We start from the raw sequence: 25,491 nt of genomic DNA on the forward strand, positions 1-25,491 counted from the left end.
GGGATCCAGCAGTAAAACATTGTTATCAGCCGGAGTTCCGCTTCCGGCTAGCCCTTGATCACCCTGGGAGTCAGCATTTGATGAACTGCGCAGATGGTCTTCGGATTCTGATAGTAGGATCCTACAAAGGCCTTACAGTAATTTCTCAGATTTGGAAGATCTACGATCTCGTCAACAAATCCCTTTTTAGCACAATAAGCTGGTCTGGATTTGTCATTGTATTGTTGAATGATATCATTCATTTTTTCAATGGTAGCATCCAAAGGCTTTCCTTCCTCCTGATCTTTTACCAGTCGGCGTGCATAGGATGCCGCGGCGGCTGTTTCGCCATGCATGACATAAATTTCGGTAGCGGCAGTTCCAAGAGTAAATGCATTATTGTTGTTGGCCTGAGGACCGCCCAGTACATAGTGGGCTGCCGCTGTGCCCTTTCGTAAAACAATGGTCATCATCGGATTATCCGATTGCTCGATAGAATAAATCAACGCCATTCCAAGACCCAGCATCTCCGCTTTTTCCGCTGTGTCGCCTACGTCAATACCGGTTGTATCCTGCACCCAGATCATAGGGATGCGGTCACGTCCGCACAAAGTCACGAATTCATTCATCTTAATGAGTCCTTCTCGGTACAGCTTTCCGCCGATTCCCTCGTAATCCGCATATTGAGGATAACCAGATCCCAGTCCTCCCTGGTTGTTGGCTACAAATCCGCACAGGAAGCCGTCTATTTTGGCCAGGCCGCAGTACATTTCCGGTCCGTAATCAGGTCTGAACTCCATATGCTCACTGTTGTCAAAAAGCCGTGCCAGTACTTCGTGCATGGAATAGGTACGTTTTTGGTTGAGCGGTACCAGACTGTAAAGATCCGATGCGGAGAATTTCGGTTCAACAGGTTCCGCAACCCTGAAGAACTGCGGGTCATAGGCCGGCAGTGTACTCATATACCGTTTGATATCATCCAGAACTTCCTCTTCCGTATCACAAACGTCTCTTATAAACCCGGTTCCATTGTGATGGATCTCTACCCTGCCCGGAGGCGTTGCTTTGAACTTTTTGGTCTGCTCAATCAAGGCATCGGCGACTTCATCGTCGATATATCCTTTCGGAGCCATACCACTGACGATACCCGCCCCGCCAACCGCCATATTACATTTTTTATGTCCGATCAATATGGTTGGGCTTATTGCATGATAACCCCCCCCTGCCGGGTTGGTTCCGTATATGCCGACAATAATGGGAATGCCAAGTTTCTGGAGTTCGGCATGCCGGAAAAATGGTGTGCCGCTGCCTCTTCGATTCGGGTAAAGCCTTTCCTGTTCCATCAGCTTGGCACCGCTGCAGTTCAGCACCCATACCAGAGGCAGATGGAGTCTCTTGGCGATATCGGTAACCCGCAGAACGTTGTCTGCCTGGCCGGAAAGCCAGGCTCCTGCCATAACTTTATTATTAGACGCGATAATAATAGCCCATTTGCCTGCGATTTTGCCCAATCCGTCAATAACGCCGGTATTGCCTTCTTCATTTCCCAAAGGATCATAGATCGTATGCAATGGGCACCAGGTTCCTGGATCCACCAGATATTCCAGACGCTGCCACGCCGTCCACTCACCCTTTTCATTCATAGCTTCTGTAGCTTTGCCGTTATTTTTTACCCGTTCCACTTCTTTAGCAATAATCGCTTCCTGCTCCTGCATCTCCTCGATATTCTTCTTTAAAGTACGGGGCAAATCACTGCCAATACCCGGCATTTCTTTAAAATAGGGATGTAAAGGATATCCGTATTCTGACATTTTCATTCTCCTTTCAATATAGTATCTTTACAGATAAGTTCCGTCGATTATCTGTTTTACCTGCCGATTACCAGCGCTTTTGGCCGGTCGGCCGGTTACCTGGGCTGTGTTTGGCCGGTCGGCTGCCTGCTATCTGTTTGGCCGGTCGGCTGCCTGCTATCTGTTTGGCTGATAACCTAGCTCGATTCCCGCGACAATCCCCATATGTATGTTGGAGGTTCCTTCCAGCGTCTCGAACTGTTTGGCATCACGCAGCCATCTGCCGCAGGGATATTCCGTGGAATAACCATAGGAACCGTAGATTTTCATCGCCATGTTGGCTGCATGTACGGCAGCGTTGCAGCCGAACAATTTTGCCATGGATGTTGCCTGCTGGCTGGGCAGCTTATTTTCTTTCAGCCATGCAGCCCTGTATACCAGGTACTTGGCTGCGTCGTCTTCCAGCTTCATTTCGGCGATCTGCTGCTGAATCATCTGGAACTTTCCGATCTGCTGACCGAACTGTGTCCTTTCGTTTGCATAGTTGACCGAACCTTCCAGACAGGCTGCCGACAATGCTGCAGCACCTGTTGCACAGCCCATACGGGTGTTATTCAGCATCCACATGCAGATCTGGAACCCTTTATTCACTGGACCCAGCAGGTTTTCCTTGGGAACCATTGCATTCTCAAATACGATTTCTGAAGTGGGTGCCGTCCACATGCCCACTTTCTTGGTGATGGGGATTCTGGTAATTCCCGGCGTGTTATTATAGTCGATGATAAAGCAGGACAGCCCCTTGGGTCCTCCGCCCTCTGTGGTCACCGCATAGACCAGTCCCAAATCACTGGCATGACCACCTGATATCCACATTTTCGAGCCGTTGAGCAGCCAGTGATCACCCTTGTCTGCTGCGAAGGTCTTCATGCTGCCTACATCAGAGCCGGAGTTTGCTTCCGTCATGGCAAAGCTGCCTACTGCTTTTCCGCTTACCAGATCGGGTATGTACTTCTGCTTCTGCTCTTCTGTTCCCCATTCATTGATGGTCATAGCAGGTCCCCAGCAGTTACCGCTGATGCTCAATCTCCAGGCTGTATGAACTTTGGCAATTTCATACAGTGCCGTTACCGCTTCCATCCAGCCCATGCCGTTACCGCCGTATTCCTCCGGTATACTCCACCCTAAAAGGCCTAACTCTCCCATTTTCGTCAGGATCTCTCTGCGATAATAGTGGTTTTCCTCATCCTCTTCAACATAGGGTGCAATTTCCTTTTCAGCAAAGTTGCGGGCCATGTCCTGAACCATTTTTTGTTCTTCCGTCAATCCAAAATCCATTACGAAACCTCCTCTTACATCATTTTTTTATTCAGTGTCAAAGATATCATTTTAAGGTCAGTCCCCCGGCACCAGGCTGTCATCCGGATCGAGGCCAATGTCCGGTTGAATCCTTCCCGGGCCGGGGGTATTCCCCTATTCAATTACCGCCAGCAGCTGGTCTTCTTCAACTCGGTCGCCGACGTTGACTAAAATTTCTTTTACCACACCGGGTTCTCCGTACACTACGGTTTCCATCTTCAATGCTTCCACGATGAATACTTCATCATCTTCGGTGATCATCTGACCTACCTTCGCATTGATTTCCTGAACCTTGCCTGCTATTGGGCTTGTTAATTCCGCCATTATATGTACCTCCTAATTGATTAAAAAATAGTAACCTAATGATATGAATCGCAAAAACTATGCCACAATCATGAGAATTCAATATTTGACTTTGATATTTGGTTATGAATTTTATCAGAACCGCAGAATGCTCTTCCTGCAACGTTTTCAGTCCTTAAACCAGATATATCAATGGATTTTTATCGTTCTAAATAATGATGTCGGATTCAATTTGTTGTCCGGTTTCTTCCTGAACTGTCCGGTATCTTCTTGAACTGTCCGGTTTCTCATACAACTGTACGGTGCTTAAAGATCTAAAAAACGGCAGATGCACGATGAATTGTTCTGCCGTTTTTCATTTTTCCGTGTTCTTACGATTTAAGCTCATGTCTAAAGTAACGGGATCAGTGTAACATAAATGCCTGTGAGGATCGCCGAAGTTATGACGCCGCAGATGCTTGCCCCCATGGCATACTGCAAGATTACAACACGTTTATTGATGTTGGCAGCTTCATGCTGGGCTATTTTCGCTGTTGATGGAACACAGGATACTCCTGCGATTCCGATGACCGGATTGAATTTCTTATGATTGATCAGATAGACAATATAGCCGCCAATAATTCCGCCAACCCCGGAAAGGGTAAGTGCAATAATTCCGAGTACCAGAAGAATTAAGACTTTAGGATTCATGATGGTGCTTGCTTCACAAAGCACACCAAGCATCAGGCCTAAGAAAAATGTGGCCGTGTAGAGAAAAACATCCTCAATCAGTTGTGAATACTTGATTATGCCGGATTCCTTTATGGCATTACCCAGGAAGAAGCTTAAAAATAACGGCCCGGCCACTGGGAACAACAAGCTTAAAAGAGTGCATGCAATGATATCAAAGGCAATTTTCTGTCCCGATGATATATCGTTCTTTTTAGAAGTTTTTACGGCAATACCTCTCATTTCCTTTGGAATCATCAGCCGTACGAGGAATGGATATCCTCCGTAGGTCAAGCTTAAATAGAGATAGGCAATCACGGTGATAGGAACAAAAAGTTCCGGTGCCAGCATCAACGAAGTAAAAAGTACCATTGGTCCATCAGCGGTACCTACAATGGAGATAGCGGCGGCTTCACCGTAATTCAGTCCCATTGCAGTTGCAATAGGGAACGTGACGATTGTACCCAGTTCAGCAAATAAAGCGATAAGCATGCTGGTAAACGGATAACGCAGGACATTGCCCACATCTGCCAGAACACCGACGCCCATAAATACAATGCAAGCGATCAGACTATTGCCGAATGCAAAGGTATAAATCGGCTGCAGAAAATCAATTTGAAGGACTCCCATCAATCCGTCGGTATCAGAAACAAGTGGATCTACAAAAAGAGTTCCGGTTTTCGCAGCCGAGAAAAACAAAACACCTGCATTTACGGCTGACATTCCAAAACCCATAGGGATCATGATCAAGGGTTCCAAAGTGCCTTTTTTTCCCAAATATACCAAAAGTATACCAATGGCAATTAATACTACCCTGGCAATGGCAATTTTAGGTTCTTGATAAAAAAGAGTTCCAAAACCTTGAAATAAAAAGGATAAATTCATATCGACACCTCACTTTCCTTCATCTATCATTTCTTTTCCCCGGGCCACACGCCGCAGCACGGCCTGCATTCCCTTAATTAAAGCTGCAATGAGTATCGAAATAACAAATCCAATGAAATAAACTTCTAACGCAATCAGAATGGATTCTTTCATAACTCTTTTTCCTTTCCATATCTTAAAAAATCTACTTGAGTTCTTTTCTTATGTTATAGATAAAAACAAACGCAATGAATAAAGCCACTCCTGCTCCTATTACCAGATTCAACGGTGTCAATTCAATCATTGTATTCCTCACTCCTTACTTCATTTGATTATCATTTCAGGCTTTCGCCCTCACCGATATTTCTTGAGTTTCTATAACCGCGGCCTTTACTCTATGTAAAACCGCCAAGCGCAGAACCACTCTTCCGGATGCGCATCGGGAGGGCATCCTATACACTCAGTTTTGATTCTGGAATCAATGGCTCGTGCGAAGTTGGTATACTCGACCATTCCTGCCGATTTGCAGGGGTAGTCATCCATTCCCTTCTTTTTTCTGGCTGCTTGTACCCGGCAATCGTTCATCTGGAATAGTATGCTGTTCGGACTTTCATCGATAATGGTCTGAACATTGATTTTGGCGTACATGCGCAGCTGCAGCGCTTTTTTCAGTCCCTCGATTCCCGATTGTTCCGGAAGGTTTAGAAGTCTCTTTACAGACCATGCCTCAAAGGGGGAAAACCATGCCCAACAGGAATCGTTGCACCTTTTTGCCTCAAGCATACCGTGCCTGGACTCTACCGTCTGGAACCAGACGCCATCTCCGGCCAGCCAGTTTACTGCCAGACCTTCGATGAGTTTTTCAAGCTTTTCTTGCGGTAAGTTCAAAAGCGGTTCGGGAATTCCGTCACTAAGCTCGAAACCAAGCAGTTTACCCAAACGGTTCAATTGAATCCCCAGGCTTCTTTCATACGCCGTTCCCATGATTTCAAGGGCTTTTTCAAATCCCATCTGATGCTCTACTTCCTTGAACCAGAAGATGTGATGTACCATCGTCCTGTGCAGCATATCAACGGCAAGCCGGGCAAGCTCTTTCCGATCAGCTTCTCCGGTAATTTGATCTGCTTTTTCAGCAGCCTGAGCAGCCTTGCCGACGCTCTGGTCAGTCTCTTCAGTATTATGTAGTTGACGCTCCATGGAATATCTCCCCCCGTATCATCTTTAAAAACGCGGAGAGGGTTTCCGCTCCGCGTTATCGTACGATTCTATGCCGAATCGGGCAATTTCCCTTTCTCAGGAGAGCTTCTTGAATTCTTCGGTCAATAGAGGGATGATTTCAAAAAGATCTCCTACAATGCTGTAATCTGCCAGATTAAAGATGTTCGCCTCAGGGTCTTTATTGATTGCCACAATTACTTTTGAAGATCCCATTCCTGCCAGATGCTGAATCGCTCCGGATATTCCGCATGCTATATAAAGGGTAGGCGAAACCGTTTTTCCCGTTTGCCCAACCTGGAACTTCTGCTCAATCCAACCCGCGTCTACCGCTGCACGTGATGCTCCTACCGCTGCGCCCAGGACATCGGCACATGCTTCCAGGATGCAGTAATTTTCCGGCCCTTTCATGCCACGCCCGCCGGATATGATGATATTTGCTTCGATCAGTTCAGGACGTTGTGAAGTCGCAATAGCGATTTCCTTAACGATTGCTCTGAGATCTTCAGGATCGATCGCCGCAGTTTCGGTGACCACTTCTGCCTGGCGGGATGCATCCGGCTGTGCCAGCGGGAAGGTATTCGGCCTAATTGTGGCCAGTACCGGCCTGACTTCCGAAACCACCTCTGCAAAAGCTTTTCCGCCATAGATCGGGCGTTTAAAGGACAGGAAGCTGGCATCATCTATTTCTATTCCTGTGCAGTCGGAGGCCATGCCTACCCCCAGACGCTGGGCCAGACGGGGTGCAAGATCTTTTCCGACAGCCGTGTTTCCAAGCAGAACAGCTTGGGGTTCTTCCTTCCGGATTAATTGATTCAGTACTGAGGTATAAGCGCCAGTCGTATAATCGGCTAATTTCTCATTATCAACGAGTATGACCTTATCCGCTCCGTAGGGAATGACCTCTCCTGCGAGTTCTGCCACACCCTTTCCCAAAATGACTGCTACCAGCGGCTCTCCCGTTTTGTCGGCTATAATACGTCCCTGGCTCAGAAGCTCTAGAGAAACCTTGCGTATTTCCAATTTACTTTGTTCAACAACAATCCAAATTCCTTTTGCCATATGAATTCCTCCTCTCTAAATAACCTTTGCCTCTTCACGCAAGAGACGGGCTAATTCTCTTGCAGCATCCGCCGCTTCACCGGAAATCTGTTTGCCTCCCTTGCGAGGGCTCGGTAAACTGAATTTTGTGATGCTCATTTTTCTCTGCAGATCGGAAGCATTCAATCCCAGATCTGACAGGGACAAAACTTTTATTTCTTTTTTCTTGGCTTTCATAATCCCGGGCATGGTCGGATAACGGGGTACGTTCAAGCCTTTCTGAGCCGTCAGGACTGCCGGCAGGCTAACTTCGATCACTTCGGTTCCGCCGTCTATTTCCCGTGTTACCGTTGCCTTGTTATCTTCCACTTCAAGTTTCAGGATGCAGCTGACGGAAGGAATTTTTAAAGCATCAGCCAATCGGACCGCCACCTGGCTGGATCCGTCGTCAACGGCTATGCGCCCTGCCAAAATAATGTCATAGGGCATCTGAGAGGCCACTTTTGCCAGTATCTCGGCGGTGACCCATTCATCGGGACTATCCAGGGCAGGATCATTTACCAGAACAGCCTTGTCGCAGCCCATGGCCAGTGCGGTCCTTAGGGCTTCCTGAACCCGCTCGTTTCCCATGCTGATCAGGGTGACTTCTCCGCCGAACTTTTCTTTCAGCTTCAGTGCCTCTTCAACAGCAAATTCGTCGTAAGGGTTCATGATTAAATTTACTCCATTACCATCAATGTTACCTTTGCTGTCCAATACGATTTTCGCTTCCGTATCAAAGGTTTGTTTCAGACAAACGACAATATTCATACGATTTCCTCCTTACTTACTCCAATCTATCAATCTTTCAGGATATTCGCCGCGATAACAATGCGTTGTATCTCGCTGGTGCCTTCATAGATTTCCGTAATCTTGGCATCACGCATCATTCTTTCCACAGGGTAATCACGTGTATAACCATATCCGCCTAATATTTGAACTGCCTGGGTAGCTACCTTGTTTGCTGTCTCAGCTGCAAATACCTTAGCCATGGCAGAATGTTTTGAAACAGGTCTGTGTTCCGTAGCCAGATAACAAGCCTGATACAGGAGAAGACGGGCAGCTTCAATCTGCAGCGCCATGTCGGCCAGTTTAAATTGGGTCACCTGAAATTCCGAAAGGGTCTTCCCGAACTGGGCTCTTTCTTTTGAGTATTTCAGCGCCTGCTCGTAGGCCCCTTGTGCAATTCCCAAAGCTTGAGCCGCAATACCGATTCTCCCGTAATCAAGGGTCACCATTGCAATTTTAAATCCCTGGCCTTCTTCTCCAAGCAAATTTTCTTTCGGGATACGGACATTTTCAAAAACCAGCTCATAAGTGGCGGAAGAACGAATTCCCATCTTTTTTTCTTTTTTGCCGAAAGTGAATCCGGGGGTTCCTTTTTCCAGAATGAAGGCTGCTATACCTTTATTGCCTTTGCTCTTATCCATTTGAGCTGTGATGACGTAGGTATCCGCATAGTAACCGTTGGTAATGAAAATCTTAGAACCGTTTATGATATAATCATCTCCGTCACGAACTGCGGTTGTACGGGTTCCGGATGCATCGGAACCGGCCATGGATTCGGTCAGGCCGAACGCCCCCATCTTTTCACCGGTGGCCAGAGGAACCAGATATTTCTGCTTTTGCTCTTCCGTTCCGAAGAGATAGATCGGGTTGGCGCATAGGCTGGAATGGGCAGAAATAGTAACCCCTAAGGATGGGTCCACACGGGACAGCTCTTCAACAGTAATCGCATAAGAGATATAGTCCGCTCCTACGCCGCAGTATTCTTCCGGGAAGGTAACTCCGGTAAGGCCAAGCTCACCGCATTGTTTCCATAGATCCATCGGAAATTCTTCATTCTCGTCGCGCTCTTCCATTCCCGGTGCACATTCTTCTTCAGCAAAGCTGCGTACCATTTTACGCATCATCATGTGGTCTTCATTTAAATCAAAATTCATATCTCATACTCCTCTTTATAAAATTTTAATTTTCATCAAATGCCCGCACTTTCCCTTGAAAGCTCGGCCGTCGATTATCTGTTTTACCTGCCGATTACCAGCGCTTTTGGCCGGTCGGCCGGTTACCTGGGCTGTGTTTGGCCGGTCGGCTGCCTGCTATCTGTTTGGCCGGTCGGCTGCCTGCTATCTGTTTGGCTGATAACCTAGCTCGATTCCCGCGACAATCCCCATATGTATGTTGGAGGTTCCTTCCAGCGTCTCGAACTGTTTGGCATCACGCAGCCATCTGCCGCAGGGATATTCCGTGGAATAACCATAGGAACCGTAGATTTTCATCGCCATGTTGGCTGCATGTACGGCAGCGTTGCAGCCGAACAATTTTGCCATGGATGTTGCCTGCTGGCTGGGCAGCTTATTTTCTTTCAGCCATGCAGCCCTGTATACCAGGTACTTGGCTGCGTCGTCTTCCAGCTTCATTTCGGCGATCTGCTGCTGAATCATCTGGAACTTTCCGATCTGCTGACCGAACTGTGTCCTTTCGTTTGCATAGTTGACCGAACCTTCCAGACAGGCTGCCGACAATGCTGCAGCACCTGTTGCACAGCCCATACGGGTGTTATTCAGCATCCACATGCAGATCTGGAACCCTTTATTCACTGGACCCAGCAGGTTTTCCTTGGGAACCATTGCATTCTCAAATACGATTTCTGAAGTGGGTGCCGTCCACATGCCCACTTTCTTGGTGATGGGGATTCTGGTAATTCCCGGCGTGTTATTATAGTCGATGATAAAGCAGGACAGCCCCTTGGGTCCTCCGCCCTCTGTGGTCACCGCATAGACCAGTCCCAAATCACTGGCATGACCACCTGATATCCACATTTTCGAGCCGTTGAGCAGCCAGTGATCACCCTTGTCTGCTGCGAAGGTCTTCATGCTGCCTACATCAGAGCCGGAGTTTGCTTCCGTCATGGCAAAGCTGCCTACTGCTTTTCCGCTTACCAGATCGGGTATGTACTTCTGCTTCTGCTCTTCTGTTCCCCATTCATTGATGGTCATAGCAGGTCCCCAGCAGTTACCGCTGATGCTCAATCTCCAGGCTGTATGAACTTTGGCAATTTCATACAGTGCCGTTACCGCTTCCATCCAGCCCATGCCGTTACCGCCGTATTCCTCCGGTATACTCCACCCTAAAAGGCCTAACTCTCCCATTTTCGTCAGGATCTCTCTGCGATAATAGTGGTTTTCCTCATCCTCTTCAACATAGGGTGCAATTTCCTTTTCAGCAAAGTTGCGGGCCATGTCCTGAACCATTTTTTGTTCTTCCGTCAATCCAAAATCCATTACGAAACCTCCTCTTACATCATTTTTTTATTCAGTGTCAAAGATATCATTTTAAGGTCAGTCCCCCGGCACCAGGCTGTCATCCGGATCGAGGCCAATGTCCGGTTGAATCCTTCCCGGGCCGGGGGTATTCCCCTATTCAATTACCGCCAGCAGCTGGTCTTCTTCAACTCGGTCGCCGACGTTGACTAAAATTTCTTTTACCACACCGGGTTCTCCGTACACTACGGTTTCCATCTTCAATGCTTCCACGATGAATACTTCATCATCTTCGGTGATCATCTGACCTACCTTCGCATTGATTTCCTGAACCTTGCCTGCTATTGGGCTTGTTAATTCTGCCATTATATGCACCTCCTTTATTTATGAAAAATACTTCGGACTTTAAATAGCCGAAAAATAACTGCAGGTAAAGTATTCGTATAACATTTGATATCGCGGATATTCTTCGTACTCATCAACCTCTTTCAGAGCTTTTTTAGCTGCATTCAGAGAATCAATGATGAGCACTTCATCATCTTCGTTGATCACCTGGCCTACCTTCACGTTGATTTCCTGAATCTTGCCGGCCGTAGGACTAACCAATTTACTCATGAAAAATACCTCCTTTTTATTGAAATGGTGCTGGACCCATTTAGCTCCCGATGAAATCGAATGGTATTCACTCTTTGTAAAAGGATACAGCAGAGAACTAAAAATAATTGCTTACTTGATACTTTAATGTCGCAAGAACTATGCCACTGTTTCAGAAGAGTCCATATATTTATTTATCCTTTAAAAATCACTGTTTAATCAGGGCCAGAACCGTATAAAATTCCATGAGTTCTGCCGATAACAAGCTGTATGATCCGGCCATCTGCCCATGGGGTTTTTCATGAACTGTACGGTTACCCATACAACTGTACGGTTACCCTGTACGCTTCCTGACCGGTTGTGCGCTAGCCGGTCAGAGATACAATAAAGGGGTAGGATACCTCCACCGGGATAAAAAAAGGCAAAAAAAAGCCCCGATGGATTGATTCTACCAATCCATCGGGACGATCCAACAGCCTTACCGTCGCCGGTATCGTAACCGTAGCGGCTCCTTAGATTCTTGTATAAACTACCCCTTAGCCCCAAATTTCTTCCGGGGTAGGGATATGAGCGTTGGAGTTTGTATAGGCAATTCTGCTGATATTGATCAAATGCCTGTAGTTGAGATTTTCGCTGATACTGTTATTCCCCCATGATCCGCAGCCCAAGGTTCCTGTTGGCGCCAGTCCGTTTGTATAAGCTCCGCCAAGTCCGCTGGAGCCGATTCCGTTGACCAGGAAACGGGAAACCGGGATATTCTCTGCTGCGTATTCAATATGTTCTTTCGTAAAGGAATGGATTACCATACTGTGGCCTTTGCCTTCATAATCAAGATTGGCATTGACGATGGCAACTCCCTCTTCCCAAGCCTTGTAGCTGTAAGCCGATAAAATCGGGAACAGCTTTTCTTTGGCAAAGGGATCGACAGTACCAGGACCGTCAGCTTTTACGATCAGTAATTTCGTACCTTCATCTACCGTGATTCCAGCCATTGAAGCGATCTTTGCAGCGCTCAATCCTACGCAGATCTTGTTCAGTGCTCCTTCCGGGAATACGACGTTTCTCAACGCTACAACCTCGGCGGGCTCTGAGACATAATAAGCTCCCTGGCTTTTAAATTCGGCTATGATTTCATCATACCTGCTTTCAGGACAAATAATACTTTGCTCACAAGTGCACAATACACCGTTATCGTAGATTCTGCCCCTGATAATCTTCGGAACGGCATCCTTGATATCAGCATCCATATCGATCAGGCACTGATTGTTTCCTGCTCCTACACCAAAAGCCGGTTTTCCGCTGCTGTAAGCAACTTTTACCATACCCGGTCCTCCTGTGGAGATGCAAACATCTGTCATCTTCATGACCATATTGGAAATCTCAAGTGTCGGATTTTCCACTACCTGAACCAAGTTCTCCGGAGCGCCCAGTTCCTTCAGATATTCATTTATGTACTGAACGGTTTTGACTCCGCAGTCTTTTGCACTGGGGTGCGGACATATTACAATAGCATTTCTTCCTTTTAATGCGATCATTGCATTGTGCATCGGTGTCATTACCGGATTCGTGACAGGTGTTACAGCTCCGATAATGCCGATAGGCTTTCCAACCTCCACAATCCCATCCTCTTCAAAATACTGGAGAATCCCAACACTCTTCTTTCCTTTCAGATAGTTCCATGTGGCCATGGCTTTGCCCTTGTTCTTCATGACCTTGTCTTCATAGTTACCCATTCTAGTCTCATCAATCGCCATTCGGGCCAGCTCCTCACCATTGTCGTAGACTGCCTTGCCCACTGCACGAACCACCTGATCCACCTGTTCCTGTGAATAAGTCTCAAATACCTGCTGCGCCTTTCGAGCTCGGTTAATGATTTCGGATACATATTCCCTATCTTCTTCCATGTTTCCCATCTCCTTTTTTAAGATTTTCTTAGAAATTTTGATTGAAAGCTATGAAGCATTCATAACCTCTGATGATAGCTCTACTGTGGTGTTTCCACAAATTTATTACTTTTGCTGCTTTCAAAGATCGATTTGATTCTTTCTTCTTCGGATATCGCTTTTCTAAAGTTGCTGGTTGCTGCATAGAATACCAGGCCGATGATCGTCCATACAATAAAGATGGTGATTGCAAGAGATCCCATAAAGCTTGGTAAACCCGGCACGAAAGATATCAGAATGACGATTCCGGATACAACAGCGGCGATCCCCATGCTTGCTTTGCCCCCCGGCACCCTGTACGGCCGAAGCATATCCGGCTCACTGGAACGGAGCTTGATGGCGGACAAAGAAGTCACAAACCAGCCGATAACAAAGCCTACGCCTCCGGCTATGGTCAAAGGATCAATAACTCCCATTCCAATAAATGGTCCTGCGAAGCATGCAATGGAAAGGAACAAGTTTGCTCCTCTTGGAGTGCCATATTTGGGATGAACTGTTGCGAAGAACTGAGGAATTAATCTGGCACGTGCCATACCCATAAGCAAGCGGGCAGATGCAATAAAGAACCCGTTCCATGTTGTGAGAAGTCCGGCCAAAGCACCTATAAGGGATGCCCAGTACATGAATGTACCGAACGCACCGCCATAAAGCGTTAGAAACATTAAGGACGTAGCCGGTCTTTTGTATTCAAAAAATTCAGCCCAAGGGATTGCTCCGCCTGTTGACAAGAGAATCAAAGAATAAAAAATACCTGCCGATAGAACTGCCATTACAATGACTTTACCAAGGTTATTGACGTTCAGTCCTGAATCTCCTTCTTCTGCAGCCTGCGGAATCGTATCAAATCCCCCCAGGAAGAATGGTGCGACGACCATCATTGCCATGATTCCGGTAAACATTGATGTATGGGTGCCTTTTCCTACGTTCTGGTAAATAGGTTGGAGATTTTCCGGATTAAACTTCAGGAAAGCAAATACGATAACAAATAGCCCGGTAACGGCCAGGATCCATGTCAGTGTGGTCTGTACCTTTCCGGCCAGTCTTGCACCGCGCCAGTTGACAATGATGAGTCCGCAGGATAAGAGAATTCCTACGATCAATCCCTGACCGTAGATTCCAACGCCTGCTATGGTATAAAGCGGTTCACCTGCTTTTAATGCCGGAAAGATGAGAGCCAATACATCATTGATGTAGATTGCTTCCCAGGGCAGAATAATGACATATGCCAAAGCGACGAACCAGCCTCCGAGAAATGACGGAAAAGTGCCGAATGCCTTATAGGAATAAGCAACGACTCCTCCGGCAACAGGCATAGCACAAGTTAGCTCCGCATAACAGAATCCGATTGGTATAATGAATAAAGTTACAAATATATATCCTAAAACTGCAGGGATTACTCCGCCGCCAGATCCCATCCAGCCGTTTACAGCTACCGACCAGCCTACACCAACCATGGAACCAAAGCCTAACATAAAGAAGTCAAGTAAATTTAAACCCTTTTTCTTTTCAGCCATATTAGATACCTCCTAATATTTTATTGGCCTCTTATTTTATTTTCTGGTCTTACTTCCATTTCTGCATATTTTAGTAAATTTTAATTGTCAAAGTTTTGTAATCAGTTATTTCTAGCATCTTTCAATGCTCTGAATGCACTCGTTATGTAGTAAGCTGTAATGCCAAAATAAGGCACCGTAAGATAAGTAGTATACTCAGGCGGTACAGAACGATTCATGATATATAACAATAGACATACCGATACAATGGAGTTGAGCAGATTGGATATAAAGTTAGGCAGTCTTAAATTTTCATAGCTTTCACTATGAACACCCAACTTTTTTTTCACAATTTGATGAAAAAATGATGTAACTCCATATGTAAAAAGCCAAAGAACCAATGGAATTAGCAGTAAAGGATCATTCAATGATTTTTACCTCCTAGCCCCTTTCGGAATTCAATCAACTTTACACAGCGTGCAATTTGCAGTATTTCCATATACAATTTGCAGTCATTCTAAAAAGTATTCTCTCAGCCTTCTGTTTTATTGATTACTTCCTCAACAGAAGCCTTTAAGATTTCATATGCTTTGTCACAATCTTCTTTCGTTGCAATCAAAGGTGGTACCATTCTAATTATACTTGTACCGATTGCCGTAACCAGTAGTTTTCTGTCGATACATCCATGTTTAATATCTGCTGCACCGCCAAAGTCAAATTCTACTCCAACCAGAAGTCCCATTCCCCTGACTTCTTTTACACGAGGCAGTGATCTGAGCTTATCCATAAAATAGTCTCCAACCTCTTTTGCGTTCTCAGCCAGTTTTCTGTCCAGCAGTTCGTTTACTTGAGCATAAGCTGCCGCACAGCATAATGGGCTTCCTCCGTAGGTAGTGCCGTGAGCTCCTAAATTAAAAGCTTGCGCAACTTCTTTTGTAGCACATATTGCACCGATTGGAACACCGCCTCCTAAAGCCTTTGCCATGGATACGATGTCCGGTTTGATATCATAGTTCATATATCCCATAATTTTACCTGTTCTGCACCATCCGGTCTGGATTTCGTCGATCAGCAGCAACAGTCCCTTTTCTTTGCACAGTTCCTGAATTCCCTTCATAAACTCCTTTGTTGCCGGAACGACGCCGCCTTCACCCTGAACGACTTCCAGCATGATAGCGATGGTGTTTTCTGATACTTCAGCCTTAAAGGATTCAAGATTATTTAATTCTGCATAGGTAAAGCCTGGTAACATTGGTTTAAAGCCCATCTGGCATGCATTGTCCGGCTGACCGGTTGCTGACATGGCCCCAAAGGTTCTTCCATGGAAGCTTTTCTTTGCTGTGATGATATGATATTTTTCCGGTCCATATTTGTCAGTTCCATATTTTCTAGCCAGCTTGATCATAGCCTCGTTGGCTTCCGTACCGGAATTTTGGAAGAAAATTTTGTCCATTCCGATGGTTTCGCAAACCAGCTTTGCAAGTATTGCCTGCGGTATGCTGTAAGGATAGTTAAAGGTATGTATAATGTCTCCTGCCTGATCCCTGATTGCCGCAACCACCTTTTCATTGCAGCTTCCTGCATTGTTTACCGCAATGCCGCCATAGAAATCCAGATAAGGCTGCCCTTCCTCATCATACAAGTACATATCCTTTGCCTTCACCGCAACGAAAGGAAATCTCTGGTAGGTCTCAATCATGTACTTGTTTGTCATGTCCATTAATTCCTGGGCTGTTAATTTTACGTCTGATAGTTTCATTTTGATCCTCCTTAAACTTAAAATTTCTTAAACTCACCCTTGTCTTTTGCGTTGCTTCTTCTATATGAACCGCAAGAACTATGCCAAACAATATCATCCCTTTTTTTATACCTTAAAAATTGCTTATCAATTTCACGAAGGGCTATTCATCCCTTTCCTACATTTGGCCTCTATTGATTGTACGGTTTTTTGACTGTACGGTTCGTCATACAACTGTACGGTTACAAGTATACAGTCCAGAAATTTCCAATCTGGTTTGGCGAAATAATAAATCACCCTATTGATCAAACAAAAAATCACCCTACTAACCGAATTGAACAGTCAACAGGGCGATCATTACAACGATATTATTCTACCACTTTTTACCAATAACGATTTCATGGTTTCTAACTAATGATTCAGCCGTTTTGAAATAATGATTTTGCAGTTTTTTCAATATTATTTGCGGCGCCAGATTTTCAGTTCTTTCGCCTCTGCGATAAGTGCTTCCTGGAAATCCGGATGAGCGATAGAAATCAAAGCTTCCGCTCTCTGCCAGGAGGACATGCCTTTCAGATTTACTTTTCCGTATTCAGTCACAACAAATTGAACACCTGCACGTGTATCTGTAATCACCGAACCTAATGTCATCATCGCCTTGATACGGGAATGTACCTTTCCTGCTTTATCCGTAAAAGTGGAGGGTAGACAGATAAAGCTCTTTCCTCCTTTGGAATTATAGGCTCCTTCTACAAAATCCAGCTGTCCGCCGGATCCGCTGATAATATTGGGCCCTGCCGACTCGGAGCAGACCTGCCCAGCCAAGTCGATTTCGACGGCACTGTTGATAGAAATTAACTGGTCAATCTTCGAAGAAATAAAAGGATGGTTTGTATAATCTACAGGGTAAGCAGCCACTGCAGGATTATCCTGCATAAAGTCATAGAGTTTCTGAGTTCCAGCCGCAAAAGAGTAGGCCATTCTGCCCCGGTCTAAATTCTTGCACATTCCGGTTACTCTCCCGGCTTCCACCATGTCAACAAATCCGTCGACCAACATCTCTGTATGGACTCCAAGATCTTTCAGATCCGATTCCGCAATCATCTTCCCCAAGGCATTGGGCATACCGCCGATCCCCAGTTGAATACAGGATCCATCCCGGATCTCTGACAGAACATGATCTGCAATTTTCTTATCAATTTCCGACGGGGCTGCGGAAGGAAGGACCGGAAGCCCCCGATGACCGCCTTCTACTATATAATCCACCTTTGAAATGTGAACGGTATGTTCATACCCGCCGTGGACCTTTGGCATATCTTCATTGACTTCAACGATCACAGTGTGTGCTTTTTCAATTGCCGCAGCATAGTGGGAGATGGTCACTCCAAAGTTGAAATAGCCATAAGCATCCATTGGTGCAACCTGAATCGCCACAACATCTGTCCTGCAATTTTCTCTCATATAGCGGGGAACTTCGGAGTATTTAATGGGAATATAATAAGCGAAACCTTTCTGGGCCAATTTACGTTCATAGCCGCCCATGTGCATGCTGTTCCAGGTAAAATGTTCACCTGCGGGATCATTCTCTATGAAGGGCAGCGGTTTTAAAATCACGCCTCCCCGCATATTCACATCATGAAGCTCTTCTTTGCGCCGGTCAATTGCTTCACCCAATAAGCCGGGGAAACTTGCCCCCCAGGCAAACTCCACCCAATCACCGCTTTTTATAGCTTTCACTGCTTCATCTGCTGAAACGCACTTTTTTCGGTATTCATCCATGATCTTCATACAATCACCTCGACTTTAAAATATTAATTTCACGTTTTACTTGTAGTTTGCCCGGATTGTTTTCTTACCGGCGTTAACTGAAATTAAAATATTACTGCGCAAAAACCATGCCAGTTAGTGACTGCATTCGTAATAATCGATTCTTACACTTACATTTGACTCTTAATCTTCATAGAAATGCTTCTTTAAGCCGTTAAGTCTGTCAGTGTACTGGTCCTGGGTCAAATAGCCCAGCACTTTCAATTCATTGAATACTTTTTCTCCATTTTGATACTGTTCGTATTTCGCATTTGCTGCATTTCTGCTTTCATATAGTTCAATAACTTCTTCCAATTCAATGTCACTCAATAGCTCCATATCCCGTAACTTAATGAGTTCTTCAATCTCTTTTTTGTCAATCATTACTTCATTTGCGCAATCATCCAATTTATTGTACAATACAGTTCCAACCCCTACAATTGTGCCGATGAGAATCGGCGGTAATCCGAGGTAAAGGAACATTTCACCCATTATGCTCACGCCTGCGAAAGAAACAATCAATGTGATAATTGCTGCGATGATAGCTTCGAACATTTTTAATCCCCCTTCTAACTTTTTTCTTTTACAAATCGGTTATATCTCTCAACTTTCCTGATTCCACCTCTGTCTGACGGTAACTTTTCTCCAATTTTATTTCTTTCATGCCAGTATCATGGTACCATAATCAATTCCCAATTAGTACCAAAAACTTAAAAATCTCCGAATCATGTTCCTGAAAACATGTCCTGAAAGCATGTTTCCACAAGATCCGGGGATTTTAGTGTTATGGACAAGACCGCTGGTTTTGGGCTGGTTAATTTGACCATCAGTTTTCACACATTTAATCTATTTTACTGCTTAAAAGGTTTATTTTTTTGGTATTTATTTGTAATATTGTTGTACTAGTTGAAATTTGTTTATAATCATATAATAATATTATTATCCCATCAATAAAATTAATTAAATACTTTATTATTAAATTAATCATGAAAGGAGATTTATTATGTTTATGAGCAAAGATAGCAATTCCACACATGTAAGTAAGACCAGTCTAAAACAGATAAAGGTTCCTCAAGATGGTCAATTGAGTAAGAAAGGTACCGTCACAAAAGATACAAGAACTGCAAATGAAATCGATTATTCAATTGCTGAAATTGTAGAAAAAATCAACCATGCAGGTTTTATCTCAAAGTTTTCCTGTTCCGGTTTAAAAAAGGATCATCCCTATAACGATGTCAAACATGACGGGGCATATATCAGTTTTTTACGTCAGGATAATGATACGGAAGCATTGGCTTTCATTAAAAAAGCAGCCATTAGCCTGCACATGACGGTAGAGCACTGCATCATAAGCCGGCGCCCGGCTTTAGTGGTGAGAATCGACAAGGACAAAGCCGGAAATTCGCTGTCCGACAGGATAAAAATGGCGAACGAGACGATGGATCATATTTACGGCTATCATTCCAAACGACCCTATGGAGCCTATACCAAGGACCTTGAAGCGATTATCAGCAGAAGCGGCGGTCTGATCTATGATTCTGATGAAAAAATAGAGACGGTTTGGAAAAAGTTCGGTGATTTGCTGCTGAAATCTAGATATCAGAATGCAAGTTAAGGTTAATAGATATGAGATTATGGGAAACAGCAGCCGATGGCTGCTGTTTTTGTTTAGAAAGTTTATAAGAAAAACTGGTATTCATTATGGATTACATCTACTGCAAGGGGTATACCCTACATTAACGGCATCCGATTTCGATATGGAAATTTTACTTTGTCTTAAGTATTGACACCCATCTCTGTGATATTTTTCTCCGGTCTTTGTTATATAAACAGTATAGTTGTTTTGGCTCTGCGCAGATTCCAACTCTGCTTTTGTTTGTGCTTCAGCAGCTGCCCGGGCTGCTGCTTCTTGGTCAGCAATGGCTTTAGCCTGGGCGGCAGCTTCTTGATCTGCAATGGCTTTAGCCTGGGCGGCAGCTTCCTTATCCGCTTCCTCTTGAAGAAACAGAAGCTTATCTTCTGCCTGAATTAAAATCTCAAGTTTTGTAACATAGCGTTTCTGTTCGGAATTTAAAGAATCAAAATTTGTTCTTACTACCTCCACATCATTCGATTTCTCTAATGTAATAGAATCGATATCTCCTAAAGACTCTATTTTGGAGTCAACCTCAATTGCTGCACGCTTGTCGGCATTTACCGTTTCTTCAATAGAAGTTTCCGATATATTGGGATTCTCTTTTTCCCGTTCTAAATCGGTATTTTCAGCGAATACCCCTGTCAGGACAAAAAATAATAGGATTCCTATACCGTAATATTTAAAAACGCTCGTTCTGTTTCTTCTTTCTTGTGCACCCCACCTGACTACCAATTTGGGATTAAAAAGTCCTATAACTAAAGCGACCAAGCAAATAAGAAAGAGTAAAAAGAATAATATATCCATCTATGATCCCTCCTATGACTTATCATCTATTATTGCGAAATCAGTAAGCTTTTTTACAATATCATAAAATGATGTCGCAATTTATCAAATTATGTAGCCTGCCATCTATTTTTATATCTCCATTTAACCGCTTTCTTTTTGAACAATAAAAAATTTCACTTAAAAAAATAATGAAAGCATTATTCAAAATATGTTGCAAATAATAAGGTCAGGAGGTGAAAATAAATGGACAATATCAGGAATAACTCAGAGAACACTAATAACCAGAAACTTGGAAGTGCCCAAAAAAATGATACAGAAGTTATACAGGGTAATTATATTAAATTAAAAGTTTATCCTGGAATTTATACAAATTAAAAAAGATCTGTAAACTTCAAACGCTTATTTCAAGAAATAAAAGAGCCTAGAACATTGAAATTCTAGGCTTTGATTTTGAGGCGGCAAATGGTGGGTTTTCCTTTGAAATTAATGTAATTATCTAATTAATAGATAAATACTCATTCAGTCCTTCCGCCATATAGTCTCCAATTTTAAGGGCCTGATCTTCTAGTCCTTCATATAAAGCGATGGCATCTTCATATCTTCCGGCAAGAACGGTTACCATTTCCAGTATTGTAATTCTGTAATAACTATAAAGCAAGTCTTTCCATTTTTCCTCATCCCAGAATGGATTGATTTCTGCTAAAAAATTTGCTAATTCATCTGCATTTTGATACATCCTTATAGTGGCATCGTCTATCGCAGCGATGTCCCCTGCTTTTTGTGCATCCATGATTTCAGCCCCGATTAATATTTGGTTAGAAAGAGAAGACTGGAACTGTTCAGCGATTTCTTCTCCGAAGAAAATTTCAAATAGGACTTTAAAGTCAGAGGGAATACGATATAGCCTTTGCCACACGATATCTAAATTGGCAAGATCCGTTGCCGCACTAATAAGAAACGCCCTTCTCCACATGGCAAGCTGCATCATAAGCCTTCTGATGCGATTAATTAAATTCATTTGAGCAGGGGTTATCATATTTGCAACTTGATTCTCCTTTACCATTTTCGATCTCCTTAATATTATTCTCAACATAATATATTCATAATAATTAGTCGCATGATGATTTTCGCTTTAAACCCTCTTCAAATATAAAGCCGAGCATGATGATAGCCTTCAACCATTACATGCATAGTAAAAATTATAACTACAAATACTTACATTGGGAGGTGATAAAAATGGACAAAAATAATTTTGACAATAAAGAAAATCTTGGACACGGCATTAAAGGCGATGTAAGCAATGCTAAGAATTTAAAAGATGAGAAGAATAACAAGAACAATAAAGTCAATAATTTACGCAGTGATAAGAATTTTGAGAATTAAAACAGTAGAAAAGGATGCCTCAACTTTGGGACATCCTTTTACTATACTTGAATCCAAATTGAATAACATCCCACAGTTTTCCTCTTTGAATCGAATTTTTCTAAAGAATATTTATAATCCCACGGCATTTCGGATAGTTAGAGCAACCCCAAAACTCGTTACCAATATTATCTCCTTTGGATGCTTTACGCTTTGTCATCAATGCCCCGCATCTAGGACATATAGGTACTGCATCGTTTTCTGTAGTATTTATAAAACTAGATTGAGTTTGTTCTTTTTCTTGCTCTTCCTTTATTAAAGTGCGATATTTTTCAGTGTAATCTATTTTACTATTGCAATGCTTGGATAGAAAATATTTTGCTAACTGCTCCATGGAGCTCTCACTGCTGTCAATGGCATCTCGTTCCTTATTAACTTTAATCAAATATTTGATCAATTGATCAGCGCGAATTACTTGATTCTTTATTTCTTTTGGGGCATACTTTTCATTTAATATTGTTTTAGGATTCGCCAGTACCACAACAGAACGGTAGTTATCATAAAAGTACTGTTCGAGAAGAGATCTAGTCAAAACATTCCCACGCTCTGCACTACGAATCTGCTTAATCAGTTCCAAATGCCGCTTGCTCTGGGTAACAGGAGAATAAATTCCTTCTTTTCTATTTCCTATTGTTCGAATAAAATCCCCTGCTTCGTTAATAGTGATGTTCCCGTATAGATTTTTACATTCAACTACAAAATGGCGCCTTCTTGTGATAATCAGGAAATCAATTTGAGCTGAGAGACCTTCATATTCTAGATATAAGTCGTGTAATATAAACATTGGAATGTGACTGTTCTTTAGTTCAAATAGGATTGTGTCCTCCCCCAAAATACCGGCCTTAACAGCTGCTATGTCATTTTCCAGCGCAGATTTAATTTTTAGATTTTTTGTTTCCATAAGTAATTTCTCGAGAGCATCTAATTGCTCCTTTGCACTGCTATCTTCTTTCAAAATTACAGGTTCTTTGATTCTATCAAAAATTCCCATTCTATTCCCCCATAGATAATTTCTGTTTGCCCTTCGTCACTTCCAGATCATACCATATATTAAGCAATATTTCACTATATATCTATCTGGATTAGCGTTTTCTCCTGCGCATTTTATTCTATAGAGATATCAGAACTTAGGTTTTCATTCAACCTTATAACCCGTTATACATGCAAAATAATCTCAAAACAAAAACTCCAAACCCATTAGATCCAATAAGTTGGAGTTTCAGCCTTCGTGGCGTTACCCAGATTTGAACTGGGATTTCCCTACAAAATCTCTTTATTAAAATGTCCTCTTGTGTCTGTTTCCTGGCGAAAGACAGCTTTATCCATTGAGCCGTTTAATTTACTTAAGGCCTTATGAATGGTTTTCACAACCTCCTCTTTTGATTCAACTGTGAAGTTTAATCTGAATGCCTCAATTCCTTTTATGCTTGGCAGCTCATCTAAAAGATTCAGTGTCTTCCCATTCAGGATCGTCGTTGTACAATCATCATGAGAAATGATAGGGAACGTTCCGTGCTCATCTTTTAACTCATAACTCTTCGTTCTGCAAGTAGCGCATTGATTCATTTTTTTCAGCGGACAATATTTTGTAAACATCAAAGGAGCCTTGCCATATACAATCATTTCCAGTGCAGGATAGCCGTCATTTTCTTCATAATAGGCATTGATTAAATCTTCAATTTGTCTCTTATTCAATTCATAAGATAACGTTACTCGTTTCGCACCTAATCGATATAATTCATAGCAACTGGCAGAATTAACTACATTTAGAGAATAGTCCGCAACAAAAGGATTCGTTTTTCTGTAGTGATAAATTCCGCCATATCCTCCGATCAGCAGCTGCCCTTCTTTTTCCTTGTAATCGTTCTGATTTCTCCTAACAACGTTTTCAAAATAGATTTCCTTAATTCCACAGCTCACGCAAGCCTCATACTGTTCCTGAGTCGTTACAGAGGCCGTAAGGTATGGTTTTTTAGAGGCAAAGCTTATTTTTTCTTTCGCTTCCAAAGCCTTGGTTCTTTTCTTTTGGCTGTTAAGCTTTAAGTCGTATAAACCCTGTACAATATCTCTTCTTGCTGCATTTAACAGTTTCGCTGGTATAAATGCATTGCATTCCTCAAAATCCACACGATTCAGTTCGAATATCGTATCATTTAATCTCGAAAATTGTTTTATTACCTGCTCTTTTGTTGTTGGATTATTAATTGCGACCCCTAGTATTTCCTCGCTTTCGTATACATAATGAAAGCCTAAGCCCGACCCATCTATGATAAGCTTTGAATCCGGATATGCATACACTCTAATATCCAGGTTAAAACGCTTAAATTCTTTCTCCAGTGATGATTCTAACTCTTTATAATAGAAATATTCCTTCGTTATATATACGAAATCACCCTTAGACAGTTTTTCTTTGATTTTGATATAGCAGACAGCATCTGCTTTGTTGATTAAATTGCCATCTTTATCGTACAGTTTTACAACAGTTAAATTAACATCTTCATTGTTATGACTTATTCTGATGATATCGTTTTGATTTAAAGTACGTGTCAGTGTTATTTCATACATGTCTTTCACAATCTTGCTAATTCTGCCGATTTCATAACCAAAGTTGTTAGGTCTTAAAATGTTTGTAATATCTTTCTTATCTTCGTGAAACAAATATCCTTTCGTAAATGTTCTATTGAATGTTTTGTTCAGATTTTCTTTATCTTCTTCGGTTATTTTATTGTCTATGGCCATGCGATATTTTGATACAGCATTCGCAACATACGCAGGCTCTTTCATTCGACCTTCTATTTTTAAAGAATCAATTTCTTTTAAATCATCGATATAATCGATTGTGTTTAAGTCCTTCGTAGATAGAATATAGTTTTTCCCTAAAGATGTATCCGTTGTCTTATCAATTAGTTCATACTCCTTACGACAGGAGCCAACACATCTTCCGCGATTTCCGCTTCGATAGCCGATTAATCCGGACATGAGACAGTTTCCGGAATAAGATACACATAAGGCACCGTGAACAAAAATTTCTAAAGGTATTTTCGCGATTCTTTTTATCTCTTTTACTTTTTCAATCTCAATCTCACGGGCCAGAACAACTCTGTTAGCACCAAGTTCTTTCAATAATAAAGTTCCGTCTAAATCGTCTATTCCCATTTGAGTTGAACAATGTACTTCCATATCAAGAAAGTTATTCACCATGTAATCGAAAGCAGCCAGGTCCTGGACGATAATTCCGTCAACACCGATTTCATTTAATTGGTGCATCTGCTCTTTCATCTCGAAAGCTTCGTTTTCGAAAACGATGGTATTCATTGTAACATAGATTTTAACATTCCTCAGGTGCGCATACGTAACAGCCTCTTTTAACGAGTCTAAATCAAAATTAGATGAATATGCACGCGCACCAAATTTTTGCATTCCTAAGTATATTGCATCACAACCATTAGAAATTGCAGCTTTTAAAGCTTCCATATTTCCAGCTGGAGCTAATAATTCAGTCATTTTTTTCCTCC

At 42.9% G+C, this 25,491-nt stretch carries 25 protein-coding genes; 3 read left to right on the top strand and 22 right to left on the bottom strand.

Annotated elements, in window-relative coordinates:
* Positions 1 to 47 precede the first annotated feature (47 nt).
* The 18 genes from KCX82_RS03445 to KCX82_RS03530 form a co-directional block, all read right to left on the bottom strand.
* On the bottom strand, positions 48 to 1,790 hold the full coding sequence (locus tag KCX82_RS03445) for an acyl-CoA carboxylase subunit beta (protein WP_227017053.1): 1,743 nt from the start codon (positions 1,788 to 1,790) through the stop codon (positions 48 to 50).
* A gap of 156 nt (positions 1,791 to 1,946) precedes the next feature.
* Positions 1,947 to 3,104, bottom strand: a complete 1,158-nt coding sequence (locus KCX82_RS03450; protein ID WP_227017054.1) for an acyl-CoA dehydrogenase family protein — start codon at positions 3,102 to 3,104, stop codon at positions 1,947 to 1,949.
* Between the two features lie 135 nt (positions 3,105 to 3,239).
* On the bottom strand, positions 3,240 to 3,449 hold the full coding sequence (locus KCX82_RS03455; protein WP_227017055.1) for an acetyl-CoA carboxylase biotin carboxyl carrier protein subunit: 210 nt from the start codon (positions 3,447 to 3,449) through the stop codon (positions 3,240 to 3,242).
* Positions 3,450 to 3,818: 369 nt separating this feature from the next.
* Positions 3,819 to 5,021 carry a sodium ion-translocating decarboxylase subunit beta gene (locus KCX82_RS03460; RefSeq protein ID WP_227017056.1) on the bottom strand — a complete coding sequence of 401 codons (1,203 nt, stop codon included), beginning with the start codon at positions 5,019 to 5,021 and terminating at the stop codon, positions 3,819 to 3,821.
* Positions 5,022 to 5,030: 9 nt separating this feature from the next.
* A complete protein-coding gene (locus tag KCX82_RS03465) occupies positions 5,031 to 5,174 on the bottom strand; it encodes a hypothetical protein (protein ID WP_227017057.1) in 144 nt (47 codons plus the stop codon).
* A 216-nt stretch (positions 5,175 to 5,390) separates the two neighbouring features.
* On the bottom strand, positions 5,391 to 6,197 hold the full coding sequence (locus KCX82_RS03470) for a DUF6125 family protein (RefSeq protein ID WP_227017058.1): 807 nt from the start codon (positions 6,195 to 6,197) through the stop codon (positions 5,391 to 5,393).
* 96 nt (positions 6,198 to 6,293) lie between these two features.
* The gene (locus KCX82_RS03475; RefSeq protein WP_227017059.1) at positions 6,294 to 7,277 is read right to left on the bottom strand and encodes an electron transfer flavoprotein subunit alpha/FixB family protein; all 984 of its coding nucleotides are present in this window, start codon (positions 7,275 to 7,277) and stop codon (positions 6,294 to 6,296) included.
* A 15-nt stretch (positions 7,278 to 7,292) separates the two neighbouring features.
* Positions 7,293 to 8,066, bottom strand: a complete 774-nt coding sequence (locus KCX82_RS03480) for an electron transfer flavoprotein subunit beta/FixA family protein (protein ID WP_227017060.1) — start codon at positions 8,064 to 8,066, stop codon at positions 7,293 to 7,295.
* Positions 8,067 to 8,095: 29 nt separating this feature from the next.
* A complete protein-coding gene (locus KCX82_RS03485; protein WP_227017061.1) occupies positions 8,096 to 9,238 on the bottom strand; it encodes an acyl-CoA dehydrogenase in 1,143 nt (380 codons plus the stop codon).
* A 183-nt stretch (positions 9,239 to 9,421) separates the two neighbouring features.
* Positions 9,422 to 10,579, bottom strand: a complete 1,158-nt coding sequence (locus KCX82_RS03490; RefSeq protein WP_227017054.1) for an acyl-CoA dehydrogenase family protein — start codon at positions 10,577 to 10,579, stop codon at positions 9,422 to 9,424.
* Between the two features lie 135 nt (positions 10,580 to 10,714).
* The gene (locus KCX82_RS03495; protein ID WP_227017055.1) at positions 10,715 to 10,924 is read right to left on the bottom strand and encodes an acetyl-CoA carboxylase biotin carboxyl carrier protein subunit; all 210 of its coding nucleotides are present in this window, start codon (positions 10,922 to 10,924) and stop codon (positions 10,715 to 10,717) included.
* A 39-nt stretch (positions 10,925 to 10,963) separates the two neighbouring features.
* Positions 10,964 to 11,173: a biotin/lipoyl-binding protein gene (locus KCX82_RS03500; RefSeq protein ID WP_227017062.1), complete on the bottom strand. Its 210-nt coding sequence runs from the start codon at positions 11,171 to 11,173 to the stop codon at positions 10,964 to 10,966.
* Between the two features lie 515 nt (positions 11,174 to 11,688).
* On the bottom strand, positions 11,689 to 13,056 hold the full coding sequence (locus KCX82_RS03505; RefSeq protein WP_227017063.1) for an aldehyde dehydrogenase family protein: 1,368 nt from the start codon (positions 13,054 to 13,056) through the stop codon (positions 11,689 to 11,691).
* A gap of 80 nt (positions 13,057 to 13,136) precedes the next feature.
* The gene (locus KCX82_RS03510; RefSeq protein ID WP_227017064.1) at positions 13,137 to 14,609 is read right to left on the bottom strand and encodes an APC family permease; all 1,473 of its coding nucleotides are present in this window, start codon (positions 14,607 to 14,609) and stop codon (positions 13,137 to 13,139) included.
* Positions 14,610 to 14,710: 101 nt separating this feature from the next.
* Positions 14,711 to 14,938 carry a hypothetical protein gene (locus KCX82_RS03515; protein WP_227017065.1) on the bottom strand — a complete coding sequence of 76 codons (228 nt, stop codon included), beginning with the start codon at positions 14,936 to 14,938 and terminating at the stop codon, positions 14,711 to 14,713.
* A gap of 182 nt (positions 14,939 to 15,120) precedes the next feature.
* Entirely contained in the window at positions 15,121 to 16,347 is a 1,227-nt protein-coding gene (locus KCX82_RS03520; RefSeq protein WP_227017066.1) for an aspartate aminotransferase family protein, read from the bottom strand.
* A 438-nt stretch (positions 16,348 to 16,785) separates the two neighbouring features.
* Positions 16,786 to 18,114 carry an acetyl-CoA hydrolase/transferase C-terminal domain-containing protein gene (locus KCX82_RS03525; RefSeq protein WP_227017067.1) on the bottom strand — a complete coding sequence of 443 codons (1,329 nt, stop codon included), beginning with the start codon at positions 18,112 to 18,114 and terminating at the stop codon, positions 16,786 to 16,788.
* 162 nt (positions 18,115 to 18,276) lie between these two features.
* A complete protein-coding gene (locus tag KCX82_RS03530; protein ID WP_227017068.1) occupies positions 18,277 to 18,687 on the bottom strand; it encodes a hypothetical protein in 411 nt (136 codons plus the stop codon).
* A 448-nt stretch (positions 18,688 to 19,135) separates the two neighbouring features.
* Between KCX82_RS03530 and KCX82_RS03535 the strand changes: the two genes are divergently transcribed.
* Positions 19,136 to 19,747, top strand: a complete 612-nt coding sequence (locus tag KCX82_RS03535) for a hypothetical protein (RefSeq protein WP_227017069.1) — start codon at positions 19,136 to 19,138, stop codon at positions 19,745 to 19,747.
* Positions 19,748 to 19,831: 84 nt separating this feature from the next.
* Here KCX82_RS03535 and KCX82_RS03540 read toward each other — a convergent pair whose 3' ends face one another.
* On the bottom strand, positions 19,832 to 20,572 hold the full coding sequence (locus tag KCX82_RS03540; RefSeq protein WP_227017070.1) for a hypothetical protein: 741 nt from the start codon (positions 20,570 to 20,572) through the stop codon (positions 19,832 to 19,834).
* A gap of 225 nt (positions 20,573 to 20,797) precedes the next feature.
* Here KCX82_RS03540 and KCX82_RS22905 point away from each other — a divergent pair, with 225 nt between their 5' ends.
* A complete protein-coding gene (locus KCX82_RS22905) occupies positions 20,798 to 20,929 on the top strand; it encodes a hypothetical protein (RefSeq protein ID WP_264373184.1) in 132 nt (43 codons plus the stop codon).
* A 121-nt stretch (positions 20,930 to 21,050) separates the two neighbouring features.
* On the opposite strand, the gene KCX82_RS03545 is transcribed toward KCX82_RS22905, so the two are convergent.
* Positions 21,051 to 21,572 carry an acetylglutamate kinase gene (locus tag KCX82_RS03545; protein WP_227017071.1) on the bottom strand — a complete coding sequence of 174 codons (522 nt, stop codon included), beginning with the start codon at positions 21,570 to 21,572 and terminating at the stop codon, positions 21,051 to 21,053.
* Between the two features lie 218 nt (positions 21,573 to 21,790).
* Here KCX82_RS03545 and KCX82_RS03550 point away from each other — a divergent pair, with 218 nt between their 5' ends.
* Entirely contained in the window at positions 21,791 to 21,937 is a 147-nt protein-coding gene (locus KCX82_RS03550) for a hypothetical protein (protein WP_227017072.1), read from the top strand.
* A 100-nt stretch (positions 21,938 to 22,037) separates the two neighbouring features.
* Here the strand turns inward: KCX82_RS03550 and KCX82_RS03555 are convergent, their stop codons facing one another.
* Positions 22,038 to 22,967: an NERD domain-containing protein gene (locus KCX82_RS03555; RefSeq protein ID WP_227017073.1), complete on the bottom strand. Its 930-nt coding sequence runs from the start codon at positions 22,965 to 22,967 to the stop codon at positions 22,038 to 22,040.
* A gap of 269 nt (positions 22,968 to 23,236) precedes the next feature.
* Positions 23,237 to 25,480, bottom strand: coding sequence for a U32 family peptidase (locus KCX82_RS03560; RefSeq protein ID WP_227017074.1), 2,244 nt, complete (start codon positions 25,478 to 25,480; stop codon positions 23,237 to 23,239).
* Positions 25,481 to 25,491 lie beyond the last annotated feature (11 nt).

Origin of the sequence: Sinanaerobacter chloroacetimidivorans, assembly GCF_018128545.1 — a bacterium.
Taxonomy (GTDB): domain Bacteria; phylum Bacillota; class Clostridia; order Peptostreptococcales; family Anaerovoracaceae; genus Sinanaerobacter; species Sinanaerobacter chloroacetimidivorans.